Origin of the sequence: Psychrobacillus sp. NEAU-3TGS, from assembly GCF_029955155.1 — a bacterium.
In the GTDB taxonomy this organism is placed as follows: domain Bacteria; phylum Bacillota; class Bacilli; order Bacillales_A; family Planococcaceae; genus Psychrobacillus.
Genome location: NZ_JAPNOZ010000011.1, coordinates 172,885 through 191,628, shown reverse-complemented (window position 1 = coordinate 191,628; position 18,744 = coordinate 172,885). Strand labels below are relative to the sequence as shown.

19 protein-coding genes and 1 pseudogene are annotated in these 18,744 nt (G+C 36.2%); 14 read left to right on the top strand and 6 right to left on the bottom strand.

Going from position 1 to position 18,744, the window contains the following annotated elements:
* The first annotated feature begins 66 nt into the window (after positions 1–66).
* Both OR571_RS13725 and OR571_RS13720 read left to right on the top strand, forming a co-directional pair.
* Positions 67–1,365, top strand: a complete 1,299-nt coding sequence (locus OR571_RS13725; protein ID WP_282243509.1) for a DEAD/DEAH box helicase — start codon at positions 67–69, stop codon at positions 1,363–1,365.
* 13 nt (positions 1,366–1,378) lie between these two features.
* Positions 1,379–2,263 carry a deoxyribonuclease IV gene (locus OR571_RS13720; protein ID WP_282243507.1) on the top strand — a complete coding sequence of 295 codons (885 nt, stop codon included), beginning with the start codon at positions 1,379–1,381 and terminating at the stop codon, positions 2,261–2,263.
* Between the two features lie 18 nt (positions 2,264–2,281).
* Here the strand turns inward: OR571_RS13720 and OR571_RS13715 are convergent, their stop codons facing one another.
* Positions 2,282–2,542, bottom strand: coding sequence for a hypothetical protein (locus OR571_RS13715; protein ID WP_282243505.1), 261 nt, complete (start codon positions 2,540–2,542; stop codon positions 2,282–2,284).
* 103 nt (positions 2,543–2,645) lie between these two features.
* On the opposite strand from OR571_RS13715, the gene OR571_RS13710 reads away from it, so the two are divergent.
* The 3 genes and pseudogenes from OR571_RS13710 (at position 2,646) to OR571_RS13700 (ending at position 4,664) form a co-directional block, all read left to right on the top strand.
* The gene (locus tag OR571_RS13710) at positions 2,646–3,413 is read left to right on the top strand and encodes a metal ABC transporter ATP-binding protein (RefSeq protein ID WP_282243504.1); all 768 of its coding nucleotides are present in this window, start codon (positions 2,646–2,648) and stop codon (positions 3,411–3,413) included.
* Positions 3,410–4,254: pseudogene (locus OR571_RS13705) on the top strand (metal ABC transporter permease). The gene OR571_RS13710 and the pseudogene OR571_RS13705 overlap by 4 nt, the downstream one beginning before the upstream one ends.
* Positions 4,254–4,664, top strand: a complete 411-nt coding sequence (locus OR571_RS13700; protein WP_142538319.1) for a Fur family transcriptional regulator — start codon at positions 4,254–4,256, stop codon at positions 4,662–4,664. Before OR571_RS13705 ends, OR571_RS13700 begins: the two are co-directional and overlap by 1 nt.
* A gap of 782 nt (positions 4,665–5,446) precedes the next feature.
* Here OR571_RS13700 and OR571_RS13695 read toward each other — a convergent pair.
* The 5 genes from OR571_RS13695 to OR571_RS13675 form a co-directional block, all read right to left on the bottom strand.
* Positions 5,447–5,977, bottom strand: coding sequence for a GNAT family N-acetyltransferase (locus tag OR571_RS13695; RefSeq protein WP_282243501.1), 531 nt, complete (start codon positions 5,975–5,977; stop codon positions 5,447–5,449).
* A 149-nt stretch (positions 5,978–6,126) separates the two neighbouring features.
* Positions 6,127–6,708: a 5' nucleotidase, NT5C type gene (locus OR571_RS13690; RefSeq protein ID WP_282243499.1), complete on the bottom strand. Its 582-nt coding sequence runs from the start codon at positions 6,706–6,708 to the stop codon at positions 6,127–6,129.
* A gap of 12 nt (positions 6,709–6,720) precedes the next feature.
* A complete protein-coding gene (ispG, locus tag OR571_RS13685) occupies positions 6,721–7,851 on the bottom strand; it encodes a flavodoxin-dependent (E)-4-hydroxy-3-methylbut-2-enyl-diphosphate synthase (RefSeq protein WP_282243497.1) in 1,131 nt (376 codons plus the stop codon).
* A 91-nt stretch (positions 7,852–7,942) separates the two neighbouring features.
* Positions 7,943–8,266 carry a hypothetical protein gene (locus OR571_RS13680; protein WP_282243495.1) on the bottom strand — a complete coding sequence of 108 codons (324 nt, stop codon included), beginning with the start codon at positions 8,264–8,266 and terminating at the stop codon, positions 7,943–7,945.
* Between the two features lie 47 nt (positions 8,267–8,313).
* Positions 8,314–8,814 carry a DUF1189 family protein gene (locus tag OR571_RS13675; RefSeq protein WP_282243493.1) on the bottom strand — a complete coding sequence of 167 codons (501 nt, stop codon included), beginning with the start codon at positions 8,812–8,814 and terminating at the stop codon, positions 8,314–8,316.
* Positions 8,815–8,991: 177 nt separating this feature from the next.
* On the opposite strand from OR571_RS13675, the gene OR571_RS13670 reads away from it, so the two are divergent.
* The 9 genes from OR571_RS13670 to phoU all read left to right on the top strand — a co-directional run bounded on the left by OR571_RS13670 (position 8,992) and on the right by phoU (position 18,742).
* Entirely contained in the window at positions 8,992–10,623 is a 1,632-nt protein-coding gene (locus OR571_RS13670; RefSeq protein WP_282243492.1) for a Na/Pi cotransporter family protein, read from the top strand.
* Entirely contained in the window at positions 10,623–11,102 is a 480-nt protein-coding gene (locus OR571_RS13665; protein WP_282244178.1) for a DUF456 domain-containing protein, read from the top strand. Before OR571_RS13670 ends, OR571_RS13665 begins: the two co-directional genes overlap by 1 nt.
* 115 nt (positions 11,103–11,217) lie before the next feature.
* Positions 11,218–11,826 carry a superoxide dismutase gene (locus tag OR571_RS13660; protein WP_282243491.1) on the top strand — a complete coding sequence of 203 codons (609 nt, stop codon included), beginning with the start codon at positions 11,218–11,220 and terminating at the stop codon, positions 11,824–11,826.
* A gap of 95 nt (positions 11,827–11,921) precedes the next feature.
* Positions 11,922–14,156, top strand: a complete 2,235-nt coding sequence (locus OR571_RS13655; protein WP_282243489.1) for a peptidoglycan D,D-transpeptidase FtsI family protein — start codon at positions 11,922–11,924, stop codon at positions 14,154–14,156.
* Positions 14,157–14,336: 180 nt separating this feature from the next.
* Positions 14,337–15,332 carry a PstS family phosphate ABC transporter substrate-binding protein gene (locus tag OR571_RS13650; RefSeq protein ID WP_282243486.1) on the top strand — a complete coding sequence of 332 codons (996 nt, stop codon included), beginning with the start codon at positions 14,337–14,339 and terminating at the stop codon, positions 15,330–15,332.
* Positions 15,333–15,414: 82 nt separating this feature from the next.
* Positions 15,415–16,362: a phosphate ABC transporter permease subunit PstC gene (pstC, locus tag OR571_RS13645; protein ID WP_282243485.1), complete on the top strand. Its 948-nt coding sequence runs from the start codon at positions 15,415–15,417 to the stop codon at positions 16,360–16,362.
* Position 16,363: 1 nt separating this feature from the next.
* The gene (gene pstA, locus OR571_RS13640; protein WP_282243484.1) at positions 16,364–17,242 is read left to right on the top strand and encodes a phosphate ABC transporter permease PstA; all 879 of its coding nucleotides are present in this window, start codon (positions 16,364–16,366) and stop codon (positions 17,240–17,242) included.
* 20 nt (positions 17,243–17,262) lie between these two features.
* Entirely contained in the window at positions 17,263–18,063 is an 801-nt protein-coding gene (gene pstB, locus OR571_RS13635; RefSeq protein ID WP_282243482.1) for a phosphate ABC transporter ATP-binding protein PstB, read from the top strand.
* Between the two features lie 19 nt (positions 18,064–18,082).
* A complete protein-coding gene (phoU, locus tag OR571_RS13630; protein ID WP_142538332.1) occupies positions 18,083–18,742 on the top strand; it encodes a phosphate signaling complex protein PhoU in 660 nt (219 codons plus the stop codon).
* The last annotated feature ends 2 nt before the right edge of the window (positions 18,743–18,744 follow it).

Sequence of the window (18,744 nt, the reverse complement as noted above, 5' to 3'; positions counted from 1 at the left end):
TCTATGCAAATTATACGTTTTATGTACAATCGTGGTACAATAAAGAAATGTGAGGGAGGGACTAAAATGTCCAAATATACAGATTATAATTTTCAGCCTTTTTTACAAGAAGCAATTGATAAATTAGGCTTCCAAGAACCAACGCCAATTCAAAAAGAAATGATTCCTTTAGTGTTAAAAGGTAAAAGCGCGATTGGTCAAGCACATACTGGAACAGGAAAAACACATAGTTTTTTGATCCCAATTGTTGAAAAAATAGATGCGAGTAAACAAGAAGTACAAGCAATTATTACATCACCAACAAGAGAGCTTGCAACTCAAATATACAATGAGTTAAACAAGCTAGTAGAAGGTACAGAAATCCAGACGAAATTATTTATCGGTGGGACTGATAAAGCACGTGCGATTGAAAAACTAAAAACACAACCGCAAATCGTAGTAGGTACACCAGGACGACTTCGTGATTTAACAGTAGAACAAGCATTACTAGTGCATACTTCGAATATTCTAGTAGTTGACGAAGCGGACCTAGCATTCGACTTAGGGTTTATAAATGAAATCGATCAGTTTGCGTCCCGTATGCCAGAGAAACTTGAAATGTATGTATTCTCTGCGACGATTCCAGAAAAGCTACAACCATTCCTGAAAAAATATATGGATGCTCCAGTTCATATTAAAATTGGAGACAAGCGTCCAGTTGCAGAAGGAATCGATTTTACTGTCGTGCCAGTTCGTAGTAAATCACGTAAAAAACGCTTACTTGAAGTAATGGCAGGGATCAATCCATATTTAGCGATCATTTTCGCTAATACTAAGCAAAATGCAAATGAAGTAGCGAGCTTCTTGCAGGAAAATGGCATTAAAGTCGGCGTTGTGCACGGGGATATTGCTCCACGTGAACGCACACGTGTAATGAAGCAAATTCATGATTTAGAATTTCAGTATATTGTCGCAACGGACTTGGCGGCGCGTGGGATTGATATTCCTGGTGTAAGTCATGTCATTAACTATGAAATTCCAGACGATTTAGAGTTTTTTATCCATCGTGTAGGAAGAACTGCACGCGCAGGTCTTACCGGTTTAGCTATCACTTTGTATGAGCCATCGGATGAAGATGCATTAAATCGTATTGAAAAGATGGGAATTACATTTGAACATAAAGATGTGATAAACGGCGAATGGTCTGAGTTAAAAGAAAGACATGCTCGTAAAAACCGTCCAAAAATGGAAAATGAAATAGATGCTAAAGCAAAAGCATTAGTACGTAAGCCTAAAAAAGTAAAGCCAGGCTATAAACGTAATATGAAATGGGAAATGGAAAAAGTAAAGAAAAAAGAACGTCGCATCAAAAACCGTAAGAAATAAGGGGGACATACCAATGCTATTAGGGTCACATGTTTCGATGAGTGGAAAAGAAATGCTGCTTGCATCAAGTAAAGAAGCAGCATCATATGGTGCAAACACATTTATGATTTATACAGGTGCACCTCAAAATACTCGTAGAAAACCTATAGAAGAATTGAATATAGAAGCCGGATTACAACATATGAAAGAAAATGGATTATCTAATATTGTTGTACATGCCCCGTATATTATTAATCTTGGTAATACAACAAAACCAGAGACATTCGCACTAGGAGTAGATTTTTTACAAAAAGAAGTGGAACGGACTGCCGCTATTGGAGCAACGCAAATTGTTTTGCATCCTGGAGCGCATGTGGGCGCAGGAGCAGAAGCTGGAATAGCTAAAATTGTGGAAGGCTTAAATGAAGTGCTGACACAGGATTATCCGGTTCAAATTGCATTAGAAACGATGGCTGGCAAGGGTTCTGAATGTGGACGCACTTTCGAAGAACTTGCTCAAATTATAGATGGAGTTACAAATAATCATCGACTCTCTATTTGTTTAGATACTTGCCATATTCATGATGCTGGTTATGATGTTGTAAATGATTTTGACGGCGTTTTAAACGAGTTTGATAAAATCATTGGGTTAGATCGTTTAAAAGTACTGCATATTAATGATAGTAAAAATGTATGCGGTGCAGCTAAGGACCGACATGAGAATATTGGCTTTGGAGAAATTGGATTTGAAGCCTTACTAAATGTTGTGCATCATCCGCAGTTAACGGAAATTCCTAAGATTTTGGAAACCCCTTTTGTAGGAGTAGATGCGAAAACAAAACAAGCTCCTTATAAAGTAGAAATTGACATGCTGCGTTCCAAAACATTTAATTCAGAAGCAATTGATGCATTAAGATAGTAAGAACAAGTACCCTCTTTAGCGAAAAGAAGAGGGTGCTTTTTCAATTATCTCTTTATATAAAGCTGTTGCGCGTTGTTCACCAAGCAATTGAATAAGTTTTTGCTGGATGGATACAGGTACCCCTAATACAAGCCATGATAACGAAATCTCCTGTAATAAAGGATGTACTCCATCTAATTCTTTATCGGATAATTTAATATCAAACCCTTTCAAAATTGTCTTAAATTCTTTTTTAGAGCAGTTTTGTAGCTGCACAATAAACTTCGCTATATCCATTTAAACTTCCTTTCAAGTAATATTTATTTACAGAAGACAAATTTTCCACTATACTTGAATATTGTAAATCGTAACGATTATGAATTAGAATAGAGGAAAATATATGGCCACACCATTAATACAATTAGATAACGTATCTTATCAATATGAGCAAACAAAAGCATTAAAAGATATAAATTTAACCATTGAAGAAGGGGATTTTTTAGCCATTATTGGTCCAAATGGATCTGGAAAATCTACTTTATTAAAAATAATTCTTGGTTTATTAAAGCCGACAAGTGGAAAAGTCCAATTATTGGGACAACCAGTTGATCAATTTAAAGAAAAAGAACAGATCGGTTATGTTTCTCAAAAATCAAATGCATTTAATACAGGATTTCCTGCTACAGTAGCTGAGGTAGTAAGAAGCGGACTTGTGAAAAAAATTGGTTTATTTCACCGCTTTCCTAAAAATGTTCATCTTGAAGTTCGCCAAGCACTAAAGTCGGTAGGAATGGAAGAGTTCGCACATCGTAATATTGGGGAACTTTCCGGTGGGCAACAGCAACGTGTATTTATTGCAAGAGCATTGATAAGCAATCCAAAGGTATTAATACTTGATGAGCCGACCGTCGGTATAGACAGTAAAAATGTTCGTTCGTTTTATCTTATGTTATCTCATTTGAATCGGGAACATAATATTACAATTGTTTTAGTAACGCATGATGTGGACGCTGTATCGAAAAGTATTAGTCATGTAGCCTGTTTAAATCGGACTATTCACTTCCATGGATTTAAAAACGATATGGATACAATGAGTGATGAGCAACTAGAAGCTTGGTATGGTCATGCAGTTCGTAAAGTAGATCATCGAAGTGAGGTGCAAGTATGATAGAATCGATACTTCGTTATGAGTTTCTACAAAACGCCTTTGCAGCCGGATTAATCATTGGAGTGATTGCACCACTTCTAGGAGTGTTTATCGTCGTACGTAGGCTATCGCTAATTGCTGATGCACTTAGTCATGTGACACTTGCAGGTATTGCAGGGAGTTTGTACTTAAGCCAATCTATTAGTGCATTGGGGTTATTAAATCCATTATATTTAGGTATTACTGCTTCTGTGACGGGATCCTTATTTATCGAACGTCTTCGCAGATTGTATAAGCATTATGAAGAACTGGCAATTCCAATCATTATGTCAGCTGGTCTTGGATTTGGTGCAATTTTCATCTCACTAGCAGAAGGATTTAGCTCTGATTTATTTAGTTACTTATTTGGATCTGTTTCAGCAGTAAGTAGACAAGATTTGTGGATTGTCGTGATATTGCATGTATCGTTGTGGTATTTTTGAGTTTCTTTTTTAAAGAATTATTTGTTTTGTCTTTCGACGAAGAGTATGCCAAAGCATCGGGACTACCTGCAAAATGGGTTCATGTGCTCTTTATGATAGTAACAGCATTAGTTATTGCAGGCTCCATGCGCATTGTTGGTATATTGCTTGTGTCTTCTTTAATCACGTTACCAGTGGCAGCAGCGATGCGTATTGCGAAAAGTTTTAAACAAGCAATTTTTTTCTCTATTGTTTTTGGTGAACTGGCAGTTATTGTTGGCCTAGCAAGCGCATTTTATTTGGATTTAGCGCCAGGCGGTACAATTGTTGTCGTTTCTATTATAATCTTACTTCTGACGATATATCTTAAAAAATGGATGAAGAGGGGAGTTCCTGCATAATGAATATAGAAAAAGCGTGGGAGATTCTTAAAAAAGAGGGCTTCAAAAAAACGGACAAGCGTGAACAAATATTAGAGATTTTTTCGCAAACGGAAAAATATATTACAGCAAGAGATATATTAGATGTAATGATGGCAGAGCATCCAGGGATGAGCTATGATACAATCTATCGAAACTTAAGTACCTTTGTTGATTTAGGTATTTTAGAAGAAACAGAGCTCACTGGAGAAAAACATTTTAGAATGCAATGTGAAGCAGACCATCATCACCATCATTTTATATGCATGTCTTGTGGGAATATAAAAGAAATTAATTATTGCCCTATGGAGACCCTGCAAAATGCGATTCCTGGATATGAAATTGAAAATCATAAATTTGAAATATACGGTAATTGTCCAAATTGCCATTAAGAAAACCTCGCCAAATCAATGTTTGGCGAGGTTTTCTTTAATTGGTTAGTAAACTATTGAAGATATAGACACTAATTAAAGCTGGAATTTGGTTGCTTTTTGCATAGAATTAATTTCTTTCCATATATTATTAATTGACCTTAGACATTAACTGGATAATATTATACCAAAATACTTCAAATGATAGGGAACCTGCGCGGTGAGTTGTTCTGTTAGTGTCCGCTATGATTTTCACTGCAGTCGTACGCTTTCCGTGGGGTGAGCGATGAGCCATTCCCTCCGCTTAGGGCGTCGTTGGAATGTCTCATTAGCCCACTCATCCCACAGGAGTCGACACCAGCAGTGAAAATCAATTGTAATTTCATTTTTATTCAGGATCGACTTGCTAAAAACAAAATCATTAATAGTTTTTAGCGTTTGTAAAACCGAGCAGGAAATCCCTATTAATTGAAACGGAAGGAGGCGACTCCTGCGATCAATCGAAAAAGGTGAGACCCTGCAGTGGATCGGCAGCGTCCTAGGAGACTCATCGCCCACCCAGTCGAAAAGCGTAATTCTTAAGGGAAAAAAATAAAATCTCTTACATCGCAGTTTCTCTATTATGTGCGTCATTCCAATTGTTGTTCACCTGAACTAAGTTAAAGAGGAGACAGGCACATTAGCACTTTTTATTTGAATAAACATAATTATGTAATCACTTTATATATTAACTGACATAAGAATTCACTCATTGTAGTTTCTCAGGAATAGGTCAAGATTACAAGCGGATAATAAGTATAAGATTAGTGGCTTGGATTGAGTATTGCTAACATCTGATGATCTTCCCAGTGGCCGTTTATCTCTACATTTTTCATTGCTATTCCTTCTTTGTGAAAACCAACTTTTTCTAAAACCCGGATCGAACCGATGTTATGTGGCATAACTCCAGCTTCAATTCGATGCAAGTGAAGGGTCTCAAAAGCATAAATAACTACTAACTTTGCAGCTTCGGTTGTGTAACCTTTGCCGTTGTGTTCTTGGTCTAATGAATACCCAAGAATCGCACATTGACGAGGTCCACGCATAACTTGAAATAAACCAATGGTTCCGATGAGGAGATCATCACTAGTTCTAAATATTCCGAAACGATATTCCATGTCTTTATCTGTATTCTGTTGCCATTTATTTATTAATTCTTTTTGGGCTTCAATTGTAAAATAATTAGATGGACGAGTAATTGAATAGCTTTCAAAAAAAAATTGATTTTTCTTTTCTAAATTCAATAACTCTTCTGCATCTGGAAGGGTGAGAGGGCGTATATAAACGTTTGACATAAAATCTTCCTTTCTATAATAAAAACTTAAATTATTATAACATAAAGAAATTATCACGTTTTCTAAATTTTCAGGAGTGTATACAGTACAATTGATATGATGTTGAACTGAAAAAGAGACCTTGTCTGCTTGACAAGGTCTCTTGAAAATTATTTATGCAAAGAAAGTGCAAATTCTTTTTCAATCCAGTTATTTGCCTCAATCCAATTGTTTACGCGTATAACGCCTTTAGGAGCGGCTTGCTGATTATATGGTGTGTTAAATAATAACACGGGAATCTTTAGTTCCTCATTTATTTCAACCGCATTATCGTGCTTATCTTCAAAGAACACGTGGACGCCATGCTTTCTAGCTGTTTCAATTTTGTTATGCGTACCGATTAATTCGATATGATCGTAAAGCAATTCTTGCTCTTTGAACCAGTTAAGCGTTACATCCATCACATTTTCCCCTCGAGCTGATATGAAGTATAGTTCATATTTTTCTTTCCAAGCAGATAACACAGCATGTGCATCAGGTTGAATAGGGGAAGTGGCATAGATAGTTGCTTCAGACTTTTTAAACCACTCATAAAATTCTATTTCATTGACAGGAAAAGCTTTTGTTAAGTCATATTCTTTAATATCACTTAACTGTAAATTACATTTAAATGCTTCATTGATATGAGGAAGCAAAGAAGTAGGGCATGTTACTGTCCCGTCTATATCGATTCCGAATCGAATATTCGTCATATTCCCGACCCCTTATGCTTTTTGTATTTCTTCTTGTTCTTTTTGTTTTTGTTCTAGTTCTTGCTGAGCAAAATATTCTGCAGCAATTTTATCGATTTCAATTTTCAACTCGTCTACCATTGTTTCTTCTGGTACTTTTCGTACCGTTTTTCCTTTACGGAATAGAAGACCTTCTCCGCGTGCTCCGGCAATTCCGATATCTGCTTCACGAGCTTCACCAGGACCATTTACTGCACAGCCTAATACCGCTACTTTAATCGGTGCTTTAATATGGGAGATGTATTCTTCAACTTCATTTGCGATGGATATTAAGTCAATCTCAATGCGTCCGCATGTAGGACAGGAGATTAATGTTGCTGCATTGGAAGATAAGCCAAATACTTTTAACAATTCACGTGCAACTTTTATTTCTTCAACTGGATCTGCACTTAGTGAAACACGAAGCGTATTCCCGATACCCATAGATAATAAGGTACCAAGACCAGCGGCACTCTTTATCGATCCAGCAAAAAGTGTTCCAGATTCTGTGATACCTAGATGTAATGGATAGTCAAAAGCTTGAGAAGCCTTTTTGTATGCTTCCACTGCTAAGTTCACGTCAGAAGCTTTCATCGAAACGATAATATCATGAAAATCTAAGTCTTCTAATATTTTAATATGGTGCAGTGCGCTTTCTACCATACCATCTGCAGTAGGGTAACCATATTTCTCTAAAATTTTCTTCTCTAAAGAACCAGCATTTACACCAATACGAATCGGAATACCTTTTGCTTTTGCTGCGTTTACAACGGCTTCTACTTTTTCTTTACGTCCTATGTTACCTGGATTAATACGAATTTTATCTGCACCTTGCTCAATGGCAATTAGCGCTAGTTTATAGTCAAAATGGATATCCACGACTAGTGGTATATTAATTCGTTTTTTTATCTCTCCGATCGAATACGCGGCGCGTTCATCAGGACAAGCGACACGAACGACTTGACAACCAGCTTCCTCTAGTCGCAAAATTTCTGCAACTGTTGCTTCCACATCATGTGTTTTTGTTGTCGTCATACTTTGGATGAATAGTTCGTCACTTCCACCTATAGTTAAATTTCCTACTCGAACTGGACGAGTTTTGGAACGATGAATTATTTCACTCATGTAATTCTCTCCTTCTCGAGGCTTTTTGCCATCACTATCCACCATTTTATCAGTCTTTCGAAGGTGTTGACAAGGAAGAAACCTCTGTTTGTTAATTTTTACATTGTGCAGGTGTTATATACACGGGTAAAAGTACTTGCTCACCTGCTAGAAAGCTTTGGTTGCTAAGGTGTGGATTCAATGTATAGAAATCATTTAATCTCTCTGTAAAGGTTACAGATTTTGCTGCTGGATACATGGAAAATAACGAATAAATGGTATCTCCACCAACAATTTCAACTGCAATATAATCGAGTGTTTCTATACATTCTTCCTCAGCAGGGTAATATGCAAGTGGGATTGTACCTTCGAATAAATCTACTTTCACTATATAGAACGAGATTAAGAGTAAGATAGTTGCTAAGAATATTTTCATCATAAAACCCCTTGTCCTAATCTATGCATAAGAAAGGGGGCGTATGATTATCTCTTTATCGGATAATATTTAGTAGCGAACACTAAATATATAAAAGTGATTAGATAAATGGCAATCTGTACATAACTGCTCGTCCATTGTAGCAATGTCGCCAAAATAGCTATTAGCATAGGAACCGTACTAGCAAAGAGAGTTGTCCGCCAAATATGCCTATATTCTCCTTTCCGTTTTCTTAAATAGAGAATAATCGTTCCAATATAAGCGAATATACTAATTTGTACAAAGATTATTAGTGTATTAAACACAAATAAAAACAGGAATGCAAAAGGATAGAGAAGCCACTGAATCTCTGAAAAGTACTCAAGCAAACCTTCCATACTTGTTTGCTGATCAGATATTCCGTTTGTAAAAAAGATGAATGAGATAATTGTCATGATAAAAATATAAATAAATATGTATTGCATTACTTTTCCTATTGGAATGAGTCGAAAAGCCGCAATTTTTTTAGGACTATGTAAACTTGCCTTGAAGATTTGGTATAAATTCACGAATGTCACCCTTTCCTGCTTATATTAGCATTTTACAACAGAAGAAGACAAAAAAAGCCACGAAAATCGTAAAGAAATTATTATTATGTATACTTTAGCTTTATATTTCCTTTATACTTTATCCATAATACCTTACTTTTCATGGGAAAATTGTCGAAATAGGAGTTGAATTACAACGTGGAGCTGAATTGGCAAGAGATGCTCTTTGAGTTTTTTGGTGGATTAGGGATTTTCTTATTCTCCATTAAGTTTATGGGTGATGGCTTACAAAAAGCTGCGGGAAATAAGTTGCGGGATATACTTGATCGATATACAACGAATCCACTAATGGGAGTTGTTGCAGGACTACTCTTTACTGTATTGATCCAATCTAGTGCTGGGACTATTGTAATTATTATTGGACTTGTCAGTGCTGGCTTTATGACTCTCCGCCAATCAATTGGAGTAATCATGGGTGCAAATATAGGGACAACAATGAAAGCCTTTCTATTTGGCTTTGAAATTGGAGACTTTGCCTTACCGATCATGGCGATAGGTGCATTTATAATATTTTTATTTAAGAAGAAAATGGTACAGCATATCGGGGAAGTTGCTTTTGGATTTGGTGGCTTGTTTTTAGGATTAGAATTAATGATGAGTGGGATGAGTCCCCTGCAGAAATTATCCTCCTTTACTGATTTCACCTTACAAATGAGTGATCAACCATTATTGGGTGTAATAGCAGGGACAGCTATGACAATTCTCATTCAAAGTTCTAGTGCTTCTGTGGCAATCTTACAAGGAATTTATGCCGAGGGCTTAGTTACTTTACATGGCGCTTTGCCTATTTTGTTTGGTGATAATATTGGTACTACTATTACAGCGATTCTTGCTTCTATAGGAGCCTCAGTCAGTGCAAGGCGAGCTGCAGCTGCGCATGTACTGTTTAATGTTGTGGGAACAATTGTATTTCTGATTTTCTTAACGCCTTTTACTTTATATATGGAATGGATATCCGATGTGTTTTCATTGGAAAATAAAATGCAAATCGCTTTTGCGCATGGAACGTTTAATGTAGTCAATGTCATTTTACAGTTTCCTTTAATAGGAGCATGGGTATACTTATTAGTGAAGTTCTTACCTGGCGAAGATGTGAATATTAAATATAAACCGAAACATCTAGAAGAAGATTTGATAGAAGATTTTCCTTCGATAGCTATTGGACAAGCAAAAGAAGAGATATTGCGTATGGGGAATTTTAGTATTCAGGGATTGGAGAAAACATTTGAATATTTAAAAACAGGAAATAAGCAAGATGCAGAAGATGCTTATCATTTAGAAGATGCAATTAATCATCTCGATACAAAAATAACAAATTATTTAGTGAAAATATCATCTCAACCTCTTTCAAGCCAAGATTCTACCAGGCACTTTATGTTACTAGGCACAACTAGAGACTTCGAAAGAATAGGAGATCATTTTGAAAATATTATAGAACTAATAGATTATCAAGATGAACAACACTTCCACTTAACGCAAGATGCTTTAGAGGATATCTCGGTAATGTTTGAGTTGACCATTAACACGGTAAAAAAAGCAGTAGAAGCATTAGATTTAAATGATGATTTCTTAGCGCAAGAAGTAGCCGAACAAGAACATGTTATTGATCGAATGGAGCGTCAATTTAGAAAGAACCATATTATTCGATTGAATGAAGGCTTATGTAGCGGTCATGCAGGAGTCATGTTTGTAGATATATTAAGTAATCTTGAAAGGATAGGTGATCACTCTGTGAATATTGCGGATGCTATTTTAGGTAAACGAATATGATAGAGATTCTTGGATGGATCTTAATAATTCTTAGTTTTATTGTTGCATTTGTTGGTATATTTTATCCGATTATCCCTTCAGTAGTCTTTATGCTGATTGGCTTTGTTTTATATGGACTGTTTTTCACTTTTGAAGAGTTAAATTGGATGTTTTGGGTCATTCAAGTGTTATTTGTAGTATTGCTATTCAGTGCAGACATGGCCGCGAATGCTTTTGGGGTAAAGAAGTTTGGAGGTACAAAGGCGGGCGTATGGGGAAGTACAATCGGTTTACTCGCAGGACCTTTTGTGATACCGGTAGCAGGAATTTTAATTGGACCATTTCTTGGAGCAGTGCTTGCGGAGCTAATTGTAACTAGAGAAGGCTTTAAACAAGCAGTAAAATCTGGAGTTGGTTCATTGATCGGCTTTCTGACATCTTCTGTGGTGAAGATTATCATTTTAATTGCGATGCTTGTTATTTTTATAATATTTATCTAAGTTCAGTCAAAAGTATGAGAATATATTAGGTTCTTTTCGTTGAAGGTTTTCATTAATTTTGATACGCTATTATACGGAAAGAATTTTCTAAAATATTCTTTAGGAGGAAACAAACATGGCATACGAATTACCACAATTACCTTACGCGTACGACGCACTAGAACCACATATTGATAAAGAGACGATGAATATTCATCATACGAAACACCATAACACATATGTAACAAACTTAAACAATGCAGTAGCAGGCAAAGCTGACCTAGAAAGCAAATCGGTAGAAGAGTTAATCGCTGATTTAGATGCTCTTCCAGAAGATATAAAAACTGCAGTACGTAATAATGGTGGTGGACATGCTAACCACTCACTATTCTGGGAAGTTATTACACCAAACGGTGGCGGAAATCCAACTGGTGAACTAGCTTCAGCAATCGATGCTAAATTCGGTAGCTTTGACGCTTTTAAAGAAGAGTTCGCAAAAGCTGCGACAACTCGTTTCGGATCAGGATGGGCTTGGTTATCAGTTGCTAATGGAGAATTAGAAGTTTCTTCAACAGCTAACCAAGATTCACCAATCATGGAAGGCAAAACACCATTATTAGGATTAGACGTTTGGGAGCATGCTTACTACTTAAACTACCAAAACCGTCGTCCTGACTACATCGGTTCATTCTGGAATGTAGTAAATTGGGATGAAGTTTCAAAACGTTACGAAGCTACAAAATAATCTCATACAAAAAAGAAACTTAGCACACACTTTTACGTCTAAAAGTGTGTGCTTTTTATGTTACAATAAAGGTTAATAATGAAGTAGGTGAACTTATGCGGAAAATCCCAAACAAACGTGCACAAAGTGTAAAAGCGAAACAAAGAGCTAATATTACTTTTCGTATGAATATACTTTTCTTTTCGATATTCATACTTTTTACGATCTTAATTTTGCGTCTAGGTTATTTACAAATAGTAAAAGGCGAAAATTATTCGAGAGATTTACAAAGAACAGAAGAAGTCCCTGTCAATACTAGTGTACCTCGAGGACGAATTTTTGATAGTGAAGGTAGAATTTTAGTAGACAATAAACCACAAAAAGCAATTACATACACCAAAATGCAAACAACTACCGCTAAAGATATGTATGAAATAGCAGAAGGTCTAAGCTTGCTTATCGAAAAGGATATAAATGCAATAACAAAAAGTGACTTACAAGATTTTTGGTTATTTAAACATAGTGAAGAAGCGAATGATTTAGTAACAACTAAAGAGCGCAATGAAATTGAAAATGACGAAGACTTGTCGAAAAAAGAAAAAAATGCTGAGATTAATCGGTTGATACGAAGCAAAATCTCGGAAGAACAATTGAATTCGTTCACTCCAGAAGAGTTAGAAATAATTGCGATTTACCGAGAAATGGCTTCTGGGTACGCATTATCCCCACAAATTATTAAAGGGGGAGACGTTACTACCAAAGCACTTAAACCTGGTCAAATTTCAGAAGAAGTTACTGTAGAAGAATTTGCACGAGTATCAGAACGTTTAGGAGATTTAAAAGGGGTCAATACCACAACAGATTGGAGAAGAGTTAAAAACTCTACACTTGCTATATTGGGAACGACCACTTTACCAAAAGAAGGGATACCTAAAAACCGTTTAGATTATTTCTTATCGAGAGACTATTCTCGTAACGATCGTGTCGGAAAAAGTTATATTGAACAGCAGTATGAGGAAGTACTTCAAGGACAAAAAAGTGTTGTCAAAAATATCACTGACGGAAAAGGTCGTGTCGTTGACATCCAAACTGTTTATGAAGGAGAGCCTGGAAAGGATCTCGTATTAACTATAGATAGTGAACTCCAAACTGAAATGGAGGCAATATTAGAAAAAAAATTAGTAGAAATGAAAAATAAAAATAAGGGAACAAAATATTTAGACAGAGCATTTTTGGTCATGCTAGATCCATACACAGGAGAAGTCTTGACAATGGTAGGAAAGCAAATTGTGAAAGACTCCGAAACAGGAAAACAGACTGTACGAGATTATGCGTTTGCAGCTTTTACAACAGCATATGAAGTCGGTTCTACTATAAAACCCGGTACAGTACTTACAGGGTATCGCGAAAATGCATTGTCTCCTGGAGACGTATTAGTAGATCAACCCATTCGTATAAAAGGCTCTAACCCAAAAAGTTCCGTGTTTAACCGATATGGCAGAATCCCAATGAATGATTTAGAAGCAATTGAGCGTTCTTCCAACTCTTATATGTTCCAAATTGCGTATCGTGTAGCTGGTAGAACTTATCAACCAAATCAAGGGATAAATTTTGGACCAGAAGCATTTCAGAAAATGCGTAACGGCTATGCACAATTAGGACTTGGTGTTCCAACAGGTATTGATTTACCAGGAGAAGTGTCAGGAGTAGTGGGCGGTTTAGAAATGGGGAAACTACTCGACTTAAGTATTGGTCAGTATGATACGTACACCCCTTTGCAACTGGCTCAATTTGTTGCTACGCTTGCAAACGGAGGAAATCGAATTCAGCCTCATGTAGTGAAAGAAATTAGAGAACCGTCTGTTGATGGGGTGCAGCTAGGGAAAATTGTGAAAGAGATGACGCCAAATATATTGAATACAGTAGATAATACAAGAGCAGAAATCGAACGTGTCCGTCAAGGGATGCAACGAGTATATTTTGGTAATAAAGGATCTGCTCGGTCTGCTTTTGCCAGTGCCCCTTATACTGCTGCTGGTAAAACAGGGACAGCACAATCTTTTTATACAGATCCTGAATTAAGAAAAAGTTTCAATACTGTCAATTTAACTCATATTGGATTTGCTCCATTTGATAAACCAGAAATAGCATATGCAATTGTCGTTCCACAGGCTTCATTAGAGTCTAGTTACAAAACTAACTTTCTAACTCCAATAGCTCGAGAATTAGTTGACAAATATTTTGAGATAAAACAAAAAAATAATGCATTAAAAGAAAATGAGTCTTCAGCAACACCACTCATTAAAGCTCCATACACAAACGATTCAATTGATGAAAAAAATGCCGAATGATATTCAAAAAAACCGATCAGCCTATTAACAGAATAGGCTGGCCGGTTTTTTAGTTTTTAATCATTTTTTCGTGTAGTTTACAAAAGCTTTACATTACATTCATACCGACTCAACATGAAACCTTTAAAGTAGTTTTTGTAAGAAAGAAAAGAAAAACATAATTTTAGGGGGATTTACCTGATGAAAAGCTGGAAGTATTTAATGATGACGACAATGATTGGCTCAGCGCTTACGCTTGCGGCATGTGGAGATGACTCTGACACAGAGACAACGGAAGAAACTCCTACTGAAGAAACAGCATCAGAAGCAGGAACAGAAACAGAAACTCCTGCAGCTGAAGAAGCTGCAATTGAAGGAACAGTATCTGGTGACGGTTCAAGTACAGTAGCACCAATTACAGAAGCACTTGTTGAAGAATATGCAGGAGTACAACCTAAAGTTCAAGTAACAGCTGGTGTATCTGGAACTGGTGGCGGTTTTGAAAAATTTATCGCGGGCGAAACTGATTTCTCTAACGCATCACGTCCTATTAAAGAAGAAGAAGCTACAGCACTTGCAGATGCAGGTATTGACTTCACTGAATTTCAACTAGCGAATGACGGTTTAACAGTAGTAGTTAGCCAAGAAAACGACTGGGTGGAAGATATGACAGTAGAAGATCTAAAAAAATTATGGATCGAAGATGGAACTGCTAAAAAGTGGTCTGATATTAACCCAGAATGGCCAGCAGAAGAAGTAGTATTCTATTCACCAGGTACAGATTCAGGAACATATGATTACTTTGATGAAGTAATTCTTGATGGAGAAGATCTTGTTAAATCGGCAACTCTTTCTGAAGATGATAACGTATTAGTACAAGGTGTACAAGCTGATAAAAATGCAATCGCATTCTTTGGTTATGCTTACTACTTAGCTAACCAAGATACTTTAAAAGCTGTAAAAATTGGTGGGATAGAACCTAACAACGAAACAATTGAATCTGGAGAATACTCTCCACTATCACGTCCATTATTCGTTTATGCAAGTAATAAAGCACTTTCTGAAAATCCAGCATTCTATGATTTCATGAAATATTCACTTGAAAATGCAGGTGAGATGGCTGAAGCAGTTGGATATGTAAGTCTTCCAGCTGAAAAGTATGAAGAAGGTCTATCTACTTTAGAAGGTTTAAAATAAGTTTACAGGTAAACCGGGTGTAAGTGAATGAGTAGCATAACTGCTACTCTTTTCTTACGTTTTGGTAAAAGGGGGATTCACCGTGGCTCAAAAACAAGTAACTGATCAACCATCAGTACAAGAGCTAATTGCAAAATCAAGCAATAAAAAGCAAAAACAACTGGTAGAAAAATTAATACCAATTATTTTGTTCATAATTGCTTCTATTTCTGTATTAACGACAATCGGAATTGTTTTAACTTTGATTGTCGAGACAATAATTTTCTTTAAAGATATTCCTGTGTTAAGCTTCTTATTCGGTACAGAATGGTATCCATTTGCTAATAAGGAACCTGCTTTTGGAATTCTTCCATTAATCGCTGGAACATTAAAGGTAACGATTATAGCAGTAATAGTGGCAGTACCGTTTGGTATTGGTTCCGCTATATTCCTAAGTGAATATGCTTCTGACACTACAAGAAGAATTATTAAACCAATTTTAGAAGTATTAGCTGGAATTCCGACAATTGTTTATGGTTTCTTTGCATTAACATTTGTAACGCCGTTATTGCAACAATTTATTCCAGATTTAAAAATATTCAATGCATTAAGTCCAGGTATTGTTGTTGGAATAATGATTTTACCAATGATTGCGTCATTATCGGAAGATGCAATGTCATCTGTACCAAATTCAATTCGTGAAGGTGCACTTGCGATGGGGTCAACTAAATTGGAAGTAGCGCTAAAAGTAGTAGTTCCAGCCGCTTTATCAGGAATTGTTGCTTCTGTTGTACTTGCCATCTCACGAGCAATTGGAGAAACAATGATTGTTTCGCTTGCTGGTGGGTCTACGCCAAAATTTGATTTCGATGTAACAGGATCCATTCAAACAATGACTGCCTATATTGTGCAGGTTTCTTCTGGTGATGCGGGCTATGGAACCACAATTTACTATTCAATTTACTCTGTTGGTTTTACATTGTTCTTATTTACACTGGTGATGAACCTTATTGCTCACGCTATTTCTAAAAAATATCGGGAGGAATATTAAAATGAAATATATAAATCATGAATCAGTTGTAAAAAGAATGATAAGTCGTCTCACTATTAATAAAGTTTTTAAAGTAATTTTCTTTTTTGCTACATTATTTGCGTTACTTACATTAGCTATATTGTTTTATCGAATTATTACACAAGGTGTCGGTTATTTAACACCAGAATTTTTCCAAAACTTTAGTTCTCGTTTTCCTGCAAAAGCAGGAATTAAAGCAGCGCTTATTGGTTCTATATGGTTAATGTTTGTAGTAGCTCCAGTATCTATTATTTTAGGAGTTGGAACTGCTATTTACTTGGAAGAATATGCGAAGAAAAATAAATTAAGTGATTTTATTCGAATGAATATCTCTAACCTTGCTGGTGTACCCTCAGTTGTATTCGGATTACTTGGTTTGACAATTTTTGTCCGTGCTTTGTCACTAGGAAATAGTGTGTTAGCGGCAGGATTTACAATGAGTTTGTTAATACTTCCAGTTATTATTGTTGCGTCCCAAGAAGCAATTAGAGCTGTACCAAACGATGTCAGAGAAGCGTCTTATGGAATGGGCGCTACTAAGTGGCAAACAGTTGTAAAAATTGTATTGCCATCTGCAATTCCTGGGATATTAACAGGTGCAATTTTAGCACTTTCAAGAGCGGTAGGAGAAACAGCACCACTGATTGTAATAGGGATTCCTGTTATAATTCAGTTCCTTCCGACTGGATTACTAAGCCAATTCACCGCATTGCCTATGCAAATATACGATTGGGCAAAACGTCCGCAGCAGGATTTCCAATTTGTAGCTGCTGCAGGAATACTTGTTTTAATGATCTTTTTATTGATCATGAACTCGATTGCTATATTTATTCGTAACAAATTCTCAAAAAGGTATTAACTTAACTAGGGGGAAGTATAATGGTACAATCGTTAGAAAAAGGGTCAAATACGCTAAATGGTGCATCCAATATCGTTTATAATACAAAGCAGTTAAATTTATGGTATGGGAATCACCATGCATTGAAAGATATTAACTTGCAAATCAAAGAAAATGAAGTAACTGCGATCATCGGGCCATCAGGCTGTGGAAAATCAACCTATATTAAAACACTAAATCGTATGGTAGAATTAGTACCAACAGTAAAAACTTCAGGACAAATTTTATATCGTGAACGAAATATTTTCGATACTGATTATGGTGTGGAAGAGTTGCGCACAAAAGTAGGGATGGTGTTCCAGAAGCCAAATCCATTTCCAAAATCTATTTACGATAATATTGCATATGGTCCAAGAATCCATGGAATTAAAAACAAAAAGATATTAGATCAAATTGTGGAAAAAAGCTTGCGTGGAGCAGCGATATGGGATGAAGTAAAGGATCGCCTTCAGACAAATGCTTACAGTCTATCCGGTGGACAACAACAACGTATTTGTATAGCGCGTTGCTTGGCAATCGAACCAGATGTTATCCTAATGGATGAACCTACATCAGCGCTTGATCCTATTTCAACTTTAAAAGTAGAAGAGCTTATTCAAGAACTAAAAGCAGATTATTCCATCATAATTGTTACACATAATATGCAACAAGCTGCTCGTATCTCCGATAAAACTGCATTCTTTTTAAATGGGGAAGTAGTAGAATTTGATAACACAGATGTTATTTTTTCAACGCCTGAAGATAAGCGTACAGAAGATTATATTTCAGGTCGTTTCGGATAAGGAAAGGGGTAAATGGAAGATGGTAGGAAGAGAAAAGTTCGATGCAGAGTTACGAAAAGTACAAGACTTGTTATTGGAGTTGAGTAATACCGCTATAGATACATTGGATAAATCGATGGATTATCTATTAGGAAATGATATTGAAGGTGCCTTAACAGTCATTAATAACGATATTCATATTAACCATATGGAAGAGGAGATTAATGACCGTGTCATTTTATTAATTGCAAAGCAGCAACCAGTTGCAACTGATTTAAGAAGATTGATGGTGCTTGTAAAAATAGCGTCTGATATGGAGCGTATTGGTGATTATGCAGTTAATATAGCAAAAGAAACAATTCGTATTGGAAAAGATGAACATATTGAGCCGATTCATTTGTTGGATGAGATGCGAGTTAAGACAATTTCAATGTTAAAGCAAATATTAGATGCGTTTATCCATGAAAATATGGAGGATGCTAAGAAAATTGCGAAACAAGACGATGAAGTGGATGAGTTATACGGGCATGCTATTCGAACACTTTTAAATGTGGGAGTAAAAAAACCAGAGCAGCTTAGTCAAGTCACACAACTATCATTTGTTTGTCGTTATTTAGAGAGATCAGCCGATCATGCAACAAATTTAGCGGAGCGTCTACTGTATTTACTAAAAGGAAAGCATTACGAGCTAAATAATTAAAA